This window comes from Algibacter sp. R77976 (assembly GCF_044594645.1).
GTDB lineage: Bacteria > Bacteroidota > Bacteroidia > Flavobacteriales > Flavobacteriaceae > Algibacter_B.
In genome coordinates, this window is the sequence record NZ_CP138989.1 from 16731 (window position 1) to 34474 (window position 17744).

18 protein-coding genes are annotated in these 17744 nt (G+C 31.1%); 14 read left to right on the top strand and 4 right to left on the bottom strand.

Translation table 11 applies throughout. From position 1 onward, the window contains the following. Positions 1 to 220: 220 nt before the first annotated feature. Complete coding sequence (locus SJY43_RS00065; RefSeq protein ID WP_396601819.1) at positions 221 to 637, top strand: DUF1573 domain-containing protein; 417 nt, start codon at positions 221 to 223, stop codon at positions 635 to 637. A 54-nt stretch (positions 638 to 691) separates the two neighbouring features. Here the strand turns inward: SJY43_RS00065 and SJY43_RS00070 are convergent, their stop codons facing one another. Further along, complete coding sequence (locus SJY43_RS00070) at positions 692 to 2032, bottom strand: aspartyl protease family protein (protein ID WP_396601820.1); 1341 nt, start codon at positions 2030 to 2032, stop codon at positions 692 to 694. A 109-nt stretch (positions 2033 to 2141) separates the two neighbouring features. Here SJY43_RS00070 and SJY43_RS00075 point away from each other — a divergent pair, with 109 nt between their 5' ends. From SJY43_RS00075 to SJY43_RS00090, 4 genes are all read left to right on the top strand, one after another. Then, positions 2142 to 3332 (top strand): pyridoxal phosphate-dependent aminotransferase, encoded by a 1191-nt coding sequence (locus SJY43_RS00075; RefSeq protein WP_396601821.1) that lies wholly within the window; start codon positions 2142 to 2144, stop codon positions 3330 to 3332. Continuing rightward, positions 3332 to 4345, top strand: coding sequence for a UDP-N-acetylmuramate dehydrogenase (gene murB / locus SJY43_RS00080; RefSeq protein ID WP_396601822.1), 1014 nt, complete (start codon positions 3332 to 3334; stop codon positions 4343 to 4345). The genes SJY43_RS00075 and murB overlap by 1 nt, the downstream gene beginning before the upstream one ends. A gap of 92 nt (positions 4346 to 4437) precedes the next feature. After that, positions 4438 to 4983, top strand: coding sequence for an RNA polymerase sigma factor (locus SJY43_RS00085; RefSeq protein ID WP_396601823.1), 546 nt, complete (start codon positions 4438 to 4440; stop codon positions 4981 to 4983). Beyond that, complete coding sequence (locus tag SJY43_RS00090) at positions 4980 to 5768, top strand: anti-sigma factor domain-containing protein (RefSeq protein ID WP_396601824.1); 789 nt, start codon at positions 4980 to 4982, stop codon at positions 5766 to 5768. Before SJY43_RS00085 ends, SJY43_RS00090 begins: the two co-directional genes overlap by 4 nt. Positions 5769 to 5854: 86 nt before the next feature. On the opposite strand, the gene aqpZ is transcribed toward SJY43_RS00090, so the two are convergent. Further along, positions 5855 to 6541 (bottom strand): aquaporin Z, encoded by a 687-nt coding sequence (aqpZ, locus tag SJY43_RS00095; RefSeq protein WP_396601825.1) that lies wholly within the window; start codon positions 6539 to 6541, stop codon positions 5855 to 5857. Between the two features lie 154 nt (positions 6542 to 6695). Between aqpZ and SJY43_RS00100 the strand changes: the two genes are divergently transcribed. From SJY43_RS00100 to SJY43_RS00125, 6 genes are all read left to right on the top strand, one after another. Then, positions 6696 to 6902, top strand: coding sequence for a membrane or secreted protein (locus SJY43_RS00100; RefSeq protein ID WP_396601826.1), 207 nt, complete (start codon positions 6696 to 6698; stop codon positions 6900 to 6902). Positions 6903 to 6905: 3 nt separating this feature from the next. Then, positions 6906 to 8018 carry a glycosyltransferase gene (locus SJY43_RS00105; protein ID WP_396601827.1) on the top strand — a complete coding sequence of 371 codons (1113 nt, stop codon included), beginning with the start codon at positions 6906 to 6908 and terminating at the stop codon, positions 8016 to 8018. Beyond that, positions 8009 to 8554 carry an RNA polymerase sigma factor gene (locus SJY43_RS00110; protein WP_396601828.1) on the top strand — a complete coding sequence of 182 codons (546 nt, stop codon included), beginning with the start codon at positions 8009 to 8011 and terminating at the stop codon, positions 8552 to 8554. The genes SJY43_RS00105 and SJY43_RS00110 overlap by 10 nt, the downstream gene beginning before the upstream one ends. 207 nt (positions 8555 to 8761) lie before the next feature. Next, on the top strand, positions 8762 to 9640 hold the full coding sequence (gene lipA, locus SJY43_RS00115) for a lipoyl synthase (RefSeq protein ID WP_396601829.1): 879 nt from the start codon (positions 8762 to 8764) through the stop codon (positions 9638 to 9640). Positions 9641 to 9642: 2 nt separating this feature from the next. Beyond that, positions 9643 to 10659: a type I glyceraldehyde-3-phosphate dehydrogenase gene (gap, locus tag SJY43_RS00120; RefSeq protein ID WP_396601830.1), complete on the top strand. Its 1017-nt coding sequence runs from the start codon at positions 9643 to 9645 to the stop codon at positions 10657 to 10659. Between the two features lie 28 nt (positions 10660 to 10687). Further along, positions 10688 to 12925, top strand: a complete 2238-nt coding sequence (locus SJY43_RS00125; RefSeq protein WP_396601831.1) for an ATP-binding protein — start codon at positions 10688 to 10690, stop codon at positions 12923 to 12925. Here the strand turns inward: SJY43_RS00125 and lpxK are convergent. Further along, on the bottom strand, positions 12915 to 13913 hold the full coding sequence (lpxK, locus tag SJY43_RS00130; RefSeq protein WP_396601832.1) for a tetraacyldisaccharide 4'-kinase: 999 nt from the start codon (positions 13911 to 13913) through the stop codon (positions 12915 to 12917). The two genes, SJY43_RS00125 and lpxK, sit on opposite strands and share 11 nt — an antisense overlap. Positions 13914 to 13959: 46 nt before the next feature. Here lpxK and SJY43_RS00135 point away from each other — a divergent pair, with 46 nt between their 5' ends. From SJY43_RS00135 to msrA, 3 genes are all read left to right on the top strand, one after another. Then, complete coding sequence (locus tag SJY43_RS00135; RefSeq protein ID WP_396601833.1) at positions 13960 to 15054, top strand: Nif3-like dinuclear metal center hexameric protein; 1095 nt, start codon at positions 13960 to 13962, stop codon at positions 15052 to 15054. Between the two features lie 3 nt (positions 15055 to 15057). Beyond that, on the top strand, positions 15058 to 15837 hold the full coding sequence (locus SJY43_RS00140; RefSeq protein WP_396601834.1) for a zinc ribbon domain-containing protein: 780 nt from the start codon (positions 15058 to 15060) through the stop codon (positions 15835 to 15837). A 336-nt stretch (positions 15838 to 16173) separates the two neighbouring features. After that, the gene (gene msrA / locus SJY43_RS00145; RefSeq protein ID WP_396601835.1) at positions 16174 to 16836 is read left to right on the top strand and encodes a peptide-methionine (S)-S-oxide reductase MsrA; all 663 of its coding nucleotides are present in this window, start codon (positions 16174 to 16176) and stop codon (positions 16834 to 16836) included. A 76-nt stretch (positions 16837 to 16912) separates the two neighbouring features. Here the strand turns inward: msrA and SJY43_RS00150 are convergent, their stop codons facing one another. Further along, positions 16913 to 17713 (bottom strand): class I SAM-dependent methyltransferase, encoded by an 801-nt coding sequence (locus tag SJY43_RS00150; protein WP_396601836.1) that lies wholly within the window; start codon positions 17711 to 17713, stop codon positions 16913 to 16915. Positions 17714 to 17744 lie beyond the last annotated feature (31 nt).

Genomic DNA, 17744 nt, shown 5'->3' on the forward strand with positions numbered 1-17744 from the left:
ATAATTATCAAAATTTAACAGTATTTAAACAAAACCATTGAAATGTTGTATGTACTTTTAACCGAGTTGAATATGTTAACATCTGTGCATTACGTCTATTAATTTTGCAGATTATAGGAAAAGTAAGTATGTTTGACGAGGTTTTAGAACAAAAAAAGTAACAAACCCAAAAAAATTAAGGGTTAAAAAATATAATTAAGAACAAAAAATAATAAAAATCATGAAACAATTAATTACTATTTTATTTATTGGTTTAATCAGTTTTGGAATTAACGCTCAAGCAAAAATTGAGTTTAAATCTGAAACCATTGATTATGGAACTATTGAAAAAGGCGCAGATGGCGTTAGAGTATTCGAATTTACGAATACTGGCGATCAGCCTCTTATTATTTCTAACGTAAAATCTTCTTGTGGTTGTACGGTACCTTCTAAACCAGATGGACCTATTATGCCAGGTAAAGTTGGAGAAATTAAAGTAAAATATGATACAAATAGAGTAAACCCTATTAGAAAAACTATTACTGTAATGTCTAACGCAGAAACACCAACAGTTGCTTTAAAAATTAAAGGTTTAGTTGTAGACCCTAGCAAAGTAAGTGTACTTGATAAGCAAGAAAAAAGTGTAATGGAGAAATAATATTGTTTTACATTCTAAATAAAAAGGCTTGAACAAATGTTCAAGCCTTTTTATTTAGAATAGTTTCTGTAAATTAAAGCTTAAATTTAATATTTCTCCGTCTCTATCTATCCGCAACCTTATTCTTTTTCCATGATCGGCATAAAACATTTGCATAACTTGATGAAGCGTAAATTCATGGCTTGACTTACCGTTAATACTTAATACTACATCTCCCGTCTTAAAACCTGCCTCTGCTGCAGGAGAACCTTCTCTTAGCTCAACTATAGCGTAAGCAGGCTTTAAAGATATTTTATAGTGATTTGTTTTAATTATATTATCATTACTTGCCTCTGTAGTTGCATTAACTTTTACTGAGTTATTCTTTATTTCTCTTAAAACCCTAAAACCATTATGAGCTAACTCGATACCACTTTTATTATAGCTAAAACTATTTCGAAACTTATTATTTTTAGAAATAATCATTGATGCTTTTTTGTAGTTAAAAATAATATTGAAACGCTTTAATATATTTCCAGAAACACTACCATTTCTATCTTTTATTTGAGTAGCAGAGAATACATTTTCGGCATTAGGAAAAGCGACATTAGCATTTTTTAAAACAAAACTATTAAATTGAAAACTTCGAACTTTAGACCTTTTCCCGTAAACACTTCCTGCTAGGCCATGACCAAGAAAATCATAAAAAAATTTTTCGCTAGATTTTATACCTAAAGAATCATCCTCGAATAACCACAATGCATCACTACCTCCCGTATCAATCAATAATTTTACGGGTATTTTTTTGTTTTCTATTTCAACTTTAGCATTTACATAAGGCTTACCGTTATAAAACTCTAAATTTAATTGTTCGCATTTTCTGCATCTCTTATATTTATAACTTTCTGGGTTTGATAATTTTAAAAACCCTTTGGAATAATTAATTTCAACTATCAAATCTTTAAATACATCTAAACCAATAATACCATGAACAGGAATTCCTAATCTAGGCGCTAAATTTAGATCATTATTAAATATGGCGTATAAATCTTGATCTATCTTAACAGCATCCCCAATTTTAAATATGTTCTGCGTAGACTTTAAGGCTTTAACAGGTTCACCACCACCTAATCCTTTTAAGTAAATAGTCTCCGTATTTTTGGTTAATAAAGTATCAGAAACATGCAGAAAATTAAATATTATAGGTTTACTTACTCCCGTATCTAACAAAAACGAAAGTGTAACTCCGTTAATTTCAACAGGAAAAACAATTAAATTATTAATTAACTTAAATTTTATTTTCTCTGTTTGTTTGTTGTTTTGAATGATAAATTTATCTTGAGAAAAGCTTGAAAGCCCTAAACATGTAGAAATCAACAATAAAACAAACCATTTTTTCATTTTGTTTAAAGCCATTAATTAAACAATCAATTTACAATTCTTTAGTTTAGTATAATTATTTAATAGATTAATTTAAAAAAACTTTAAGATAATTTCCTCAACTTTGTAACTTAAACACTTAATAATGCCAACAATATCTAAAAAAGGCCAAGATATGCCTGCTTCTCCAATTCGAAAACTTGTTCCTTTTGCAGAACAAGCCATTGAAAAAGGAAAAAGCATCTATTATTTAAATATAGGGCAACCAGATGTAAAAACTCCAGAAATTGCATTAAATGCTGTAAAGCAGAATGATATTGAAATATTATCATATTCAAGATCTGAAGGTTCAGACACTTATAGAAAAAAATTAGCTAAGTATTACAACAGCCATGGTATTGAGGTTACTTATGAAGACATTATAGTTACAACTGGAGCAAGCGAAGCACTAATTTTTTTATTTAGTAGTACAATGGATCCGGGTGATGAAGTTATTATTTCTGAACCTTTTTATGCCAACTACTTAGCGTTTTCAAGAGCTTCTGGTGTTAAAGTTGTTCCTGCTGTTTGTGATATTGATGATAACTTTGCACTTCCTTCTGTTAAAGCATTTGAAAAACTAATAACACCGAAAACAAAAGCTATTTTAATATGTAACCCAGGAAACCCTACAGGTTACTTATATTCAAAAGAAGAAATTGAACAACTTGCAGCGATGGCTGTTAAGCACGATTTGTTTTTAGTTGCTGATGAAGTTTACAGAGAGTTTGTTTATGATGGAGAAAAACACCATTCTATCATGCAAGAAAATAATATTGATGAACATGCTGTAATTATAGACTCCGTTTCTAAGCGCTATAGCATGTGTGGTGCACGTGTTGGCTGCTTAGTTACTAAAAATAAACTCGTTAGAGAAACATTTCTTAAATTTGCTCAAGCTAGGTTAAGCCCGCCAACTTATGCACAAATAGCAAGCGAAGCAGCTTTAGATACTCCACAAAGTTATTTTGATGATGTCGTTGATGAATATGTAGGCAGAAGAAATATATTAATTGCTGAATTACAAAAAATTGAAGGTATTAAAGTTGCCAAACCTAAAGGTGCTTTTTACTGTATTGTAGAATTACCAGTAAAAAATACTGACAAATTTGCACAATGGCTTTTAGAAGACTTTAGTATTGACAATGAGACTATTATGGTAGCCCCTGCTGCCGGATTCTATTCTACTCCAGGTATAGGTCTAAACCAAATTAGAATTGCTTACGTACTTAATAAAGAAAGCTTAGTAAAAGCTGTACATATTTTAAAAGAAGCCTTAAAAGTTTATAAAGACTAGTGCACATTCAAAATAACATATCTTTAAAACCATACAATACATTTGGTATTGATGTTACTGCAAAACATTTTGTTTCGGTTAGTAATATTAACGATTTAAAACAGATTATATCATTAAAAGAATTTCCAGAAAAGCTTGTATTAGGAGGTGGTAGCAACATGCTTTTAACTAAAGATTTTGATGGACTAGTAATTCACATTAACTTTAAAGGAATAGAAATTATTTCTGAAGATGATGATACTGTTATCGTTAAGGCTAATGCTGGAGAAAACTGGCATGAGTTTGTGCTTTGGTGTATTAACAATGATTTTGGCGGAATTGAAAACTTATCTTTAATACCAGGAAATGTAGGTACTGCTCCTATTCAAAACATAGGCGCTTATGGTGTTGAGCTAAAAGATTCTTTTGAATCTTGTGAAGCATTATCTTTTAAGACAAAAACATTTCAATCATTTAAAAAATCAGATTGTAATTTTGGTTATAGAAACTCAATTTTTAAAAAAGAAGCTAAAAATAAGTTTATAATTACTAGTGTTAATTTTAAACTCACTAAAAACAATCATAAATTATATATTAATTACGGTGCCATTACTTCTCAATTAGAATTAATGCAAGTAACCTCTCCAACCATTCAAGATGTTTCTAAAGCAGTTATTAGTATTCGAGAGAGTAAATTACCTAACCCAAAAGAAATAGGAAATAGCGGAAGTTTTTTTAAAAATCCAGTAATATCAAAAAAGCAATTTAATATACTTACGGAAAACTTTAAGGACATTCCAAGCTATCCAATTTCAGAAAATGAAGTAAAAGTTCCAGCGGGTTGGCTTATTGAAAAAGCAGGATTTAAAGGGAAACAATTTGGTAATTATGGTGTACATAAAAATCAAGCCTTAGTACTTGTTAATTATGGTAATGCTAAAGGTCTAGACATACTAAATCTATCTAAATTAATTCAAAAAACGGTTAATCGCCTTTTTGATATTTCTATAGAAACTGAAGTAAACATCTTATAAATAAGCAATTAATTAAACTTTTTTCTAAAAGAAATCTCTAACTTTGATAAATACAATTACTAACTAAACGACATTATAAAAACTAACCTATCTTGATTTCACCTATAGAAAAGCAAATAATTTCTTTATTAAAAAATAGCGATAAAAAAGCTATTAGTTTGCTTTATGAGAACTATGCTGACTCTCTTTTTGGTGTCATAAAAAAAGTAATTGCTGATGATGATGCGGCTCAAGATGTATTGCAAGAAACTTTTGTGAAAGTTTGGCGTTATGCTAAAAAATACGATCCCACTAAAGCTAAATTATTCACTTGGCTTTATAGAATTGCTTACAACACAGCTATTGATAAGATAAGGTCTCAAAAAAAGAAAAAGGATAATGAAGTCCAAATGGAAACTTCATCCGTATATAAAGTAACATCCAACGCATTAAACCAGGATGTTTTAGATATAAAAAAGCATTTAAGCAGCTTAGATGAAAAATATCAAATAGTAATTAATGCACTCTTTTTTGAGGGCATGACGCAGCAAGAAGCTAGCGATGAATTAGAAATTCCATTAGGAACAATAAAATCAAGATTAAAAATTGGATTACGTGAATTGAAAAAAATTTACGACCCTCAACAAACAAAGTCATGAATGAGAAAATAAATACTTTTTTAAGTTCTGGCCTATTAGACAAATATCTACTAGGTGAAACTACTTCTGAAGAAACAGAAATGGTGGAGTCTTACATTTCAAGATACCCAGAAATAGAAAACGAGTACAACACGATGCAACACAACCTAGAAGTGGTTGCAAAGGCGAGCGCTGTTGAAGCACCAAAAAGCATTTTAAATACTATTTTAGAAGAACTAGATGATGCTCCAGTTGTTAAATTAAATGCCCCTAAAAGATATAAGAAATGGTATAAATTTAGTATTGCTGCAAGTGTCGCTGCTTTGATTTTTGCAGGTTCTTCTGCTTATTTTTACAATCAAAATAAAAAATTGCAAAACGACACCATTATAGTTGATGCCGAAATTGATGATTTAAGGAGTGATATTGCACAAAACAACGCCATGCTAGATAAAGTTATGCGACAACTTTTAAAGCTTAATAATCCTGAAACTGAAAAGTATATAATAAAAGGAAATGAGCGTGCAAAAGATTTAAAAACTGTTGCATATATTAATCCTAAAGAAAAAACATCTATGATTGATGTGGTGTCTTTACCAGAATTACCAGAAGAGCAATGTTACCAAATATGGGCGGAATTGCAAGGTAAAATGGTTAACCTAGGTATTTTAGACAAAGCAGACAGACAGCTTAGAAATATACCTTATATGGAAGATGCTCTTGCATTAAGTATTACTATAGAGCCTAAAGGCGGAAATACTATTGCATCAACAAAAAACTCAGTAGCACAAATTAGTTTACAATAGGTTACAATTTACTGTAAATAATGAAGCCTCATTTTTTAAATAAAATGAGGCTTCTCTTTATAAGAAAAATTCTAAAATTATTCTATCTATTCTTTGTCAAATAATGCTTTGTGGATAAACCCAGCAACTATGGCACCTGCAATAGGAGCTACCCAAAACAGCCATAATTGTCCTGTAAACTCACCTCCAGCAAATAAAGCTTGACTTGTAGAACGCGCAGGGTTAACGGATGTATTGGTGATTGGAATACTAATTAAATGTATTAAAGTTAATCCTAAACCAATAGCAATTGGTGCAAACCCTTTAGGAGCTCTAGCATTTGTGCTCCCTAATATAATTAACAAGAAAAACATAGTTAACAAAAACTCTGCTATTAATGCTGCAGTCATGGAATAGCCATCTGGTGATAAATCACCATATCCATTAGCTGCAAAACCTCCAATAGTAACAAAATCAGATTTATTAGTTAGTATTAAATATAAAGCACCTGCCGCTGCAATTGCACCAACTAATTGTGCAACAATATAACCTACTAAATCTTTAGCTTCAAACTTTCCACCAGCCCATAAACCTAGAGAAACTGCCGGATTAAAATGACCACCTGAAATATGTCCAACAGCATATGCCATGGTTAAAACGGTAAGACCAAAGGCTAGTGCCACGCCTACAAAGCCAATTCCCAAATCTGGATACCCAGCAGCAAAAACAGCACTACCACAACCTCCAAAAACAAGCCAAAAAGTTCCAAAAAACTCTGCAAATAATTTTTTCATGATTATAAAATTTTAAATTAGTTAGTAATTATAAATGTGTAAACATTTAATAATAAGACACTAAAAGCAAAAATAGTCACAAACGCATACTAAAAGGTTTCTTTTAAAATTTATGAACTAAAATCTTATCTTTGCATAAACAATACAACTCTCAATGAAACTTTTTTTAATAACCATTGTACTTTTAGGATTAGGAATAGCTGGAATTGCCATTAAAATTTGGGCAAAAAAAGACGGTAAGTTTGCTGGAACTTGTGCAAGCCAGAACCCAATGTTAAACAAAGAGGGAGAGTCTTGTGGTTTTTGCGGCAAAACTCCTGATCAATTTAGTGATTGTAACGAACCTCAACACTCAAAGTAATACATGGGGGTTCTTGATTTTGTGCTCTACGGTTTTATAACCGTAGTTATTATTCAAGCTTTTTTTTATGTATTTATATTTGGAAGGTTTGCTTTCTTAAAACCCACACATGTTACTCAAAAAAACATTGCCGTTTCTGTTATTATTTGTGCTAAAAATGAAGCTGAAAACTTAAAAACTTTTATTCCTTCTATTTTAGATCAAGATTATCCAGATTTTGAAATTGTACTTATAAATGACTCATCAAATGATGACACTCTAGAAGTTATTCATTATTTCTCAAAATTACATAGTAATATAAAAGTGGTTGATGTTAAAAACATTGAAGCCTTTTGGGGAAATAAGAAATACGCTTTAACACTTGGTATAAAAGCTGCAAAAAACGACTACCTTTTATTTACCGATGCAGATTGTAAGCCTGTATCTAAGCATTGGATAAAAGAGATGAGCAGTCATTTTAACAATAAAAAATCTATAGTTTTAGGTTATGGCTCATATTCTAAAATTAAAAACTCGTTTTTAAATAAACTTATTCGTTTTGAAACACTAATTACAGCAGTAACTTATTTTTCATTTACCAAATTTGGTTTACCCTATATGGGAGTTGGAAGAAATTTAGCCTACACAAAAAAAGAGTTTTTTGATGCCAATGGGTTTATTAACCATATTAAAATACGATCTGGAGATGACGATTTATTTATAAACCAAATAGCAACTCAAAAAAATACAGCAATTTGTTTTTCTAAAAATAGCTTTACAGAATCTATACCAAAAACTACTTTTGCAGCTTGGTTTAAACAAAAAAGACGTCATGTTTCAACAGCTAAACATTACAAAAAAAAGCATAAAGTACTACTGGCTCTTTTATTTATATCAAATTTATTATTTTGGCTATTTTCATTAATATTATTTACAACATTATTCAACTGGAAAATTATTTTAGGTGTATTTCTATTTAGGATTGTACTACAATATATCATTATTGGGATTTCGTCAAAAAAACTTGGCGAAACAGACTTATTGATTTTATTTCCTTTCATTGAAATCTTTTTAATTATTTCTCAATTAACTATCTTTATAAATAATCTTATCTCAAAACCTAACCATTGGAAATAGAGGAAGCCATTTTGCGCGCTAAAAAAAACGACCAAAAAGCATTTAATTTTTTATTAGATACCTTTTGGGATAATGTTTATGGTTTTCAATTGAAACGCACTCATAATGAAAATGACGCTGAAGACATTACGATACAGACATTCTCTAAGGCGTTTGATAAGATTAACTCTTTTGATGAAAAATACGCTTTTAAAACTTGGTTAATAACCATTTCAAAGAACATTCATATTGATTTATTAAGAAAAGAAAAAAATTCTATTACTCAAGTCATCTCAAAAGATGATAGAGATATTTTTCAAGTTTTAGATGAAACACCATCTGCTGAAGATAAATTAATTACAGAACAGCATTTAGCAAAATTACTCCGTGATATTAAAAAACTAAAACCTCATTATCAAGAGGTTATAAACCTGCGATACTTTCAAGAGCTTAGTTATAAAGAAATTTCAGAAGAACTAAAGGAACCAATGAGTAATATAAAGGTGAAATTACTTAGAGCAAAAAAACTACTAGCCGAAATTATTAGAAAAAAGTAAGCACTTATCCCCGCGTTAGGAATTGTAATGGATAGCCCACAGCTAGGTACGAGCACGGACTTGCAATGAAAACCCGACCCTTGTGGTAACCTGCCAGACGGCAGGCAAGCGCCAATTAAAAAAGAATTAACTTAGGTTTTAAGCTACTACATTGGATGTATATTTAAAAGAATACTTCGTATCTTTGCAATCTATATTTTAGAGATTATGAACACCGAAACTACTTCAAATATTTTACCTAAACGCCAAGCAAAACCAAAATGGCTTCGTGTTAAACTTCCAACTGGAAAAAAATACACAGAACTTAGAGGTTTAGTTGATAAATACAGTTTAAATACAATATGTACTTCTGGAAGTTGCCCGAATATGGGAGAATGTTGGGGAGAAGGTACTGCAACTTTTATGATTCTTGGTAATATATGTACGCGCTCTTGTGGTTTTTGCGGTGTAAAAACGGGGCGTCCAGAAAGTGTAGATTGGGATGAACCGGAAAAAGTTGGCCGCTCTATAAAACTGATGAAAATTAAACATGCTGTTTTAACAAGTGTTGATAGAGATGATTTAAAGGATATGGGAAGCATTATGTGGGCCGAAACAGTAAAAGCTGTTAGGAGAATGAATCCTGAAACAACGCTTGAAACACTTATACCTGATTTTCAGGGCATAGAAAAACATATTGATAGAATTATTGATGTGGCTCCAGAAGTGGTGTCTCATAATATTGAAACGGTGCGTAGATTAACACGCGATGTTAGAATACAGGCACAATACGACCGTAGTATGGGCGTTTTAAAATACTTAAAACAACAAGGACAACGGCGTACAAAATCTGGGATTATGCTAGGCTTAGGCGAAACCAGAGAGGAAGTTATTGAAACGCTTCATGACTTAAAAAATAATGACGTTGATGTGGTTACTATTGGGCAATACCTTCAACCAAGTAAAAAACACTTACCAGTACAACAATTTATAAATCCAGATCAATTTAAAGAATACGAAGATATTGGATTGGAATTAGGGTTTCGTCATGTTGAAAGTAGCGCCTTAGTAAGATCATCTTACAAAGCCCAAAAACACATAAATTAATTATGATTAATGTAGCTATCAATGGATTTGGTAGAATAGGCAGACGTGTTTTTAGATTATTAGAAAATTACGAAAACATACAGGTTGTTGCAATAAACGATTTGGCAGATGCTAAAACGTTAAGCCATTTGCTAAAATACGATAGTGTACATGGTGGTTTTAATGGGGACATATCTCATAACGAAAATAATATTATTGTTAATAACAAAAACATTCCGCTTTTAAATAAAAAACATCCAAAAGATATTATTTGGATTCCCTTAAATGTCGATTTTGTTATTGAATCTACAGGAAAATTTAAAACAACTTCAGACCTACAGTACCATATTAAAAATGGCGCAAAAAAAGTTATTTTAAGTGTTCCGCCTTTAGAAGATGATATTAAAACGATAGTATTAGGTACAAATGATGATAGTATTGATGGAAATGAAACAATTATTTCTAATGCATCGTGTACAACAAATAATGCGGCGCCTATGATTAGCATTATTAATAATTTATGTGGCATTAACCAAGCATATATTACAACGGTACACTCCTATACAACCGACCAGAGTTTACACGACCAACCACATCGAGATTTACGCAGGTCTAGAGCTGCCAGCCAATCTATAGTTCCTACAACTACCGGAGCAGCAAAAGCACTTACTAAAATTTTTCCAGAACTATCTGATGTTATTGGTGGTTGTGGCATAAGAGTACCTGTTATAAATGGATCTTTAACAGATATTACTTTTAATGTAAAACAGACAGTTTCTATAAAAGAGATTAATAATGCGTTTAAAAAAGCATCAGATACTAATTTACAAGGTATTTTAGAATATACTGAAGATCCAATCGTTTCAATAGATATAGTTGGAAACACTCATTCTTGTATTTTCGATTCACAAATGACATCGGTTATTGGGAATATGGTAAAAATTATAGGATGGTATGATAATGAAACTGGCTATTCACAAAGAATTATTGATCTAATGTGTAATTTATCGGTAAAAAAGTGTCTTTTATCGGTAAAATAATTATATTTGTCCGCAATACAATCTAAAAATGCCCCATTTAAAAAACTACATACTCATTGTGTTTGTGCTTTTCAGCATTACTTCTTTTGCCCAAAAAGCTATTGAAGATGATCCTGAATTAGTTCAAAACAGTATTAACTATCACATTGAAGAATCGCGAAAGGAGTTAGAAAACTACAATTATTATAAAGCTAAAAAAAGTTTAAATGAAGCTTTAAGTCTAGCCGAAAATGCAGATAACAAAAAAAGTCTTGGAATTATTTATGCAATAAAAGGGCGTTTAGAACTTATTCTTGAAGAAGAAGATAAATCAATAAAGTCTTTAAATAAAGCTATTGCGATACAACGTATTATTAATGATAATTTTAACTTAGGTAATTCATACAAAACATTTGGTGATGTGTACCTGTCTAAAAAAGATTATTACTCTGCATTAGATTCTTATACAGCTGCCAAATCTAAATTTCAAGAAGAAGAGTTAAATGAAGACTTAGCAGAAACCTTATTACGCGAAGGTCAAACTTATGCAGCGTTAAAAAATTACAAAAAAGCAAGAGATATTATTGAGCAGTCTCTAGCTATGGCTAAAAAGTACGATTATTATAAAATACAAAGTGAAGCCTTAATAAATCATGCCAAAATTTATTCAAAATTAAGCAATAATGAAAAAGCTTTAGAATTTGCCTTAGAAGGTATTCAAATAGCAAAAGCAAATAACTTCACCAACATAACCAACGAAGGTTATTTAATTATAAGTCAACTATATAGTAATTTAGAAAACCATAAATTATCTAGAGACTATTTACAAGAACACTTACAACTATCAGATTCTATAAGAGGTTTAACTAGAATAAATTCTTCAAGAGATGAAGAAACTCAATTTAAACTAGATCAAGAAATCGAGAAAAACAAAGAAGTTGTTCAACAATTAGAAAAAGCAGAAGATGATAAAAGCTTAAATACATTAATTTCAATTTTAAGTGTTGCATTAATCACTATTTTATCGCTTTTAACTTTATCTCTTTACAAGAACAACAACATTAGGCTAAAGACAAATAATATGCTTCATAAAAAAAATGGAGAACTTATTATTGCTAAAGAAAAGGCCGAATTAGCATCAAAAACTAAAGCAAACTTCTTGTCGACAGTAACTCATGAGTTAAGAACACCACTCTATGCTGTTACAGGCTTAAGTAATATGCTATTAGACGAAAACCCAAGACCAGAACAAGTACAACATTTAAAATCGCTTAAATTTTCTGGTGATTATTTGTTAACGTTCATTAACGATATCCTTCAAATAAATAAAATTGAAGCAAATAAAGTCGATATTGAGCCTGAGTCTTTCAGTCTAAAAAAGAAAATAAAGAATATTATTTTAGCACTTAATAATTCTGCTCTAGATAATAAGATAAAAATTCACTTTGAATACGATAAAGATTTACCTGAAAACTTTATTGCAGACCAATTAAAAATATCACAAATACTTATTAATCTAATTGGTAACTCTATTAAATTTACCAAAGATGGAGATATTTGGATTCGTGTTTATAAAATTGAGGAAGAAGGCAAAATATTCACTTTACGTTTTGAAGTAGAAGATAATGGTATTGGTATTAGCCAAGAGAAACAAGACCATATGTTCGAAAGCTTCTCTCAAGGTTCTATTCAAATAAACCGTAAATATGGAGGTACTGGCCTAGGTCTTTCTATTGTAAAAGGATTAATAGATATTTTAAAAGGAAAAATTTACGTAAAAAGTGAATTAGAAAAAGGAACCACATTCTATTTTGAAATCCCTTTAGAACAAACCAACATTAAAGAAGCTGAAGAAAATAAAGTTACATATTTTGATGGTAATGAAAGCGAATTAGATTTATCTAAAGTTAAAATTTTGGTGGTTGAAGACAATAAAATCAACCAAATGATTACCAAAAAGATTTTAACTAAAATGGAACTTAAATGTGATATTGTTGATAATGGTGAAGAAGCTGTTGAAATGATAAAAGCTAACGATTATAACATTATTTTAATGGATATTCATATGCCAGGCATAAGTGGTATGGAAGCTACTAAACGCGTGAGAGCTTTTGACAAAGAACTCACTATTTTTGCTCTTACGGCTGTAACAATTGAAGATAAAATGCACGAGTTTGACGAAGCTGGGTTTACAGATATTATCCCGAAACCATTCAAGCAAGAAGAGTTTGAGAAAAAATTATATAACGCATTGGCTGGAAAAAAAGATACACCAACTAGCGCTTAACGTAATTTTTAACAACCTTATTCAACGTTAATTCATCATCTATTTTTACCGTAATTGGTAAAAAATAGAGTTTATCCTTTAAAGCATCGTATTGTTTTAATCTCATAAAGTCTTTTTCTGTAGTAACAATCAACTCTTTTTGTTCAAAAACTAATAAGTCCTCTTTTGTAAAATCATGATGATCTTTAAAATTTAAATGCTCAAACTTTAAGTCTTTAGTTTTTAAAAAGCTAACCAATGGTGCTGCGTTCGCTATTCCCGTAACTAATGTAAAAGGCTTTAAATCACTCATATTTATGGTCTCACCATCAGAAAATAGTGTTTCAGAATAGGCTATAGAACTAAAAAACACATGCTGATGGTTTTCAGGGTCTATAGATTTTATAAAACCTGCTTTTTCGTTTTCAGATAAGTCATTTGGGCATTTAGTAACTACAATAATATTTGCGCGTTTGGCACCACTTCTAGGTTCTCTTAAATCTCCAGTAGGCAAAACCAAATCTTTAAAATACGGATTAGCATAAGTGGTTAATACAATATTAAAGCCTGCTTTTACTTTTCTATGTTGGAAAGCATCATCCAATAGAATAACCTCTGGATGTTCTTGTTGCAATTTATTTATACCATTTCTCCTATCAGAATCAACAGCAACAAGGATCTCATTTTTAAATTTAGAATAAAACTGAAAAGGTTCATCTCCAATAGTTTCAGCATTAGCATTTTTATCAGCCAATTGATAACCTTCCGTTTTACGTTTATAACCTCTGCTTAGCGTGGCTACTTTATAATCCTCCTTTAAAAGACGAATTAAATATTCAATCATTGGTGTTTTCCCAGTACCACCAGCACTTAAGTTACCTACACAAATAATTGGAAAGTTATAATACACAGATTTTTTTATTCCTAAATCATATAACTTATTACGCAACCAGGTTACCAAATAATAAATTGGAACAATTGGGAATAATATTTTTCTAATTAAGTTCATTTAAGCGAATGTAATTATTTTATCTTTGAATTTAAACACAAATAATATGATTGTACAAGACGTTATAAATCATTTAGAAGAACTTGCCCCGTTAGCATACGCTGAAGATTTTGATAATGTAGGCTTATTAGTGGGCGACAAAAACCAAAAAATAACAGGTGTATTAGTGACTCTAGATACGCTTGAAGCCGTTGTTGACGAAGCTATTGAAACAAATTGCAACCTTATAGTTAGCTTCCACCCTATTATTTTTAAAGGCTTAAAAAAGCTAACAGGCAAAAATTACGTAGAGCGCGTGGTCATGAAAGCCATAAAGCACGATATTTCAATTTTCAGCATGCACACAGCGCTAGATAATGCCTTGCAAGGTGTTAACGACATGATTTGTAATCAGTTAGAACTCACAAATAAACGTATTCTAATCCCTCAAAGCGAAACCATAAAAAAGCTAACCACTTATGTACCTAAAAATGAAGCCGAAGCTTTAAGAACCGCTTTATTTAAAGCAGGTGCAGGTAGTATAGGTAATTATTCAAACTGCAGCTTTAATGTAGAAGGTAACGGCACTTATAAAGGCAATCAAGATTCAAATCCTACAAAAGGCATAAAAGGAGAAACACACACAGAAGAAGAAACAAAAATTACCATAACTTATGCCAAACATATAGAATCTCAGGTTTTAAAAGCATTATTCAAAACACATTCTTATGAAGAAGTTGCCTATGAAATTACAACCATAGAAAACAAAAACCAAAATATTGGTATAGGCATGATAGGTGAATTTGCCGAACCTATGGATGAAACCAACTTTTTAAATCACCTAAAAACTAAGATGAATACCACTTGTATCAGGCATTCTTCATTATTAAATAAAAAAATAATAAAAGTGGCCGTATTGGGCGGATCTGGAAGTTTTGCTATTCAAGCTGCTAAAGCCAATGGCGCCGATGTTTTTGTGACTGCCGATTTAAAATACCACGACTTTTTTACAGCCGAAAGCAGCATCATTTTAGCAGATATTGGGCATTATGAAAGTGAGCAATTCACAAAAAATCTTTTAGTTGCATATCTTACAAAAAAAATTACTAATTTTGCAATCATTTTATCAAAGACAAATACCAATCCTGTTAAGTATTTATAAAGTATGGCTAAAAAGAAAGAAGTAACTGTAGAAGAGCGTTTAAGAGCTTTATATGATTTACAACTCATAGATTCTCGCATAGATGAAATTAGAAATGTTCGTGGAGAACTTCCTCTAGAAGTTCGTGATTTAGAAGATGAAGTTGCTGGATTAAATATTAGATTAGAAAAATTGGTTTCTAATTTAGAAACAGTAGACAACGATATTACAGCAAAGAAAAACTCTATTGAAGAATCTAAAGCTTTGATGAAGAAATATGCTGAGCAACAAAAAAATGTTAGAAATAACAGAGAATTCAATTCACTTACTAAAGAAGTTGAGTTTCAAGAATTAGAAATTGAATTAGCAGAAAAGCACATTAAAGAATTCAAAGCACAAATAGAGCAGAAAAAAGAAGTGATTGCTGAAACTAAAGAGCGTTTAAAAGAACGTGAAAATCACTTAAAGCACAAAAAAGGTGAATTAGATGCTATTTTGGCTGAAACTGAAAAAGAAGAACAAGCTTTATTAGGTAAATCTGAAGATTACAAAAAGCAAATCGAAGAACGTTTAGTTGCTGCTTATACAAGAATCAGAACCAATGTAAAAAATGGTTTAGCAGTTGTACCAATCGAGAGAGGTGCTGCTGGCGGATCTTTCTTTACTATTCCACCACAAGTTCAAGTTGAAATTGCTTCTCGTAAAAAAGTAATTACAGACGAGCATAGTGGACGTATTTTAGTTGATGCAGAATTAGCAGAAGAACAAAAAGTAAAAATGGAAAAAATGTTTTCTAAACTATAATCCATTTTCAAATAAATATTTAAAGCCTTCAATTTTTTGAAGGCTTTTTTTATGCTTAATAATTTGGGCGTTACCGCACCCTTCGTCTACGCTCAGGGCAGGCGGTCGGGCTTTCCGTTACAAGTCCTCGCTCCTCCTATGTCGGGCTGTGGGCTTTCCACTTCAATCCCTAACCTTTAGTTTGCAGTTGGCAGTATTCAGTCGGCAATGACAGTCGCAGTTCGAAATACTTTTAAAAAAGTCAACACCCAAATCTATTCAAAGCATTAAACAATGAAATTTAGAATAAATCCAATTAAGGTTTCATACCTTTATACGTCTAAATAAAGAAAAAACATGAAAAATATCATTCCTATACTGGCAATAGCCCTATTTTTTAGTTGCCAAAACTCAGCACAATCAAAAAAAGCTCAAGAAGCCGTAATAAACTCAGAGCCCGTTGAAGTAAAAATAAAAAATGGAAAAGCAAAAGCTTATTTCGCAAGCGGATGTTTTTGGTGTGTAGAAGCCATTTACGAAAGCGTTAAAGGTGTAGATGAGTCTATTTCGGGCTATTCTGGCGGACACACAAAAAACCCGACCTACAGTTCAAGTAACACAGGCAAAACAGGACACGCCGAAGCTGTAGAAATTATTTACGACCCAAAAATAGTGAGTTTTGAAACTTTAGTAGATGTCTATTTCGCATCGCAAAACGTCACCCAAGTAAACGGACAAGGAAACGACAAAGGTTCGCAATACCGTTCTATTATTTTTTATCAGAATGAAGAACAAAAACAAATCATTTTAGAAAAAAAAGCTGCTCTAGCTGAAAAATTAGGTGTTAAAATCGCTGCCGAAGTCTATCCATTTCAACAATTCTGGATAGCCGAAGATTATCATCAAGATTACGAAAAACTACACCCGAACCACCCGTATATTAAAAATGTATCGATTCCTAGGTTAAATAGATTTAAAGCTAAGTTTCCTAAGGGATTATTGAAAAAAGAAAGTCATTAAAATAAATATTTCAACTTATTTCCTAGATTTTTCAGGTTATATTAGCTTGATAAATATTTATTAAAAGCAACTTTGTTTACAATTTCACAGCCTTCAAAGTAAAAATAAGAGGATACAATTTATCTTTAGTAACGTACATATCAGATTCCGTTTTAACTAAATCTGGTAAAACATCATAAGGACTTTCATCAAACTCTTTTAAATATTCAATATGCAACCCAGCTTCAGTTAAAGCGTTTATCACTTCACTTAAACCATGGTTCCAACCATACTCTTTACTTATCATTTTTGAATCTTGGTTAGCATAAGTACCTTCATATTCTTCAAAAATCACCTCATCTTGCATGTAACCGTATTTCATAATGGGTTTATTATCCAAATAATCAAACATCCAAACTATTGGGTGAAATTCTGCCATAAAAAATATACCACCTTTTTTTAAACGTTCAGCAATCATTTTTCCCCAAGGTTTTAAATCTGGCAACCAACCTATCACACCGTAAGTTGTATAAACAATATCAAACTTATCCTTTACAAATTCCGAAGTATCCAAAACATTACAGCAAACAAATTCGGCGTCAAGCTTTAATTCATTATTTAAATTTTTAGCTAGTTTAATGCCTTCATCACTTAAATCTATACCTGTACATTTGGCTCCCTTCCTACTCCAACTCAAGGTATCTTGCCCAAAATGACATTGCAAATGCAATAGTGACTTCCCAGAAACATCACCTAAAGCTTCTAACTCATAAGGCATTAAAGACGATTTTCCTTTTTTAAAAACTTCTAAATCATACATATCGCTTTTAGCATGAATTTTTACTTTTTCGTTCCATGTTGCTTTGTTCGTATCGAAATATTTATTGTTGCTAGTCATCTTCAATCGGTATCTTTGTAAAAAATCTAAA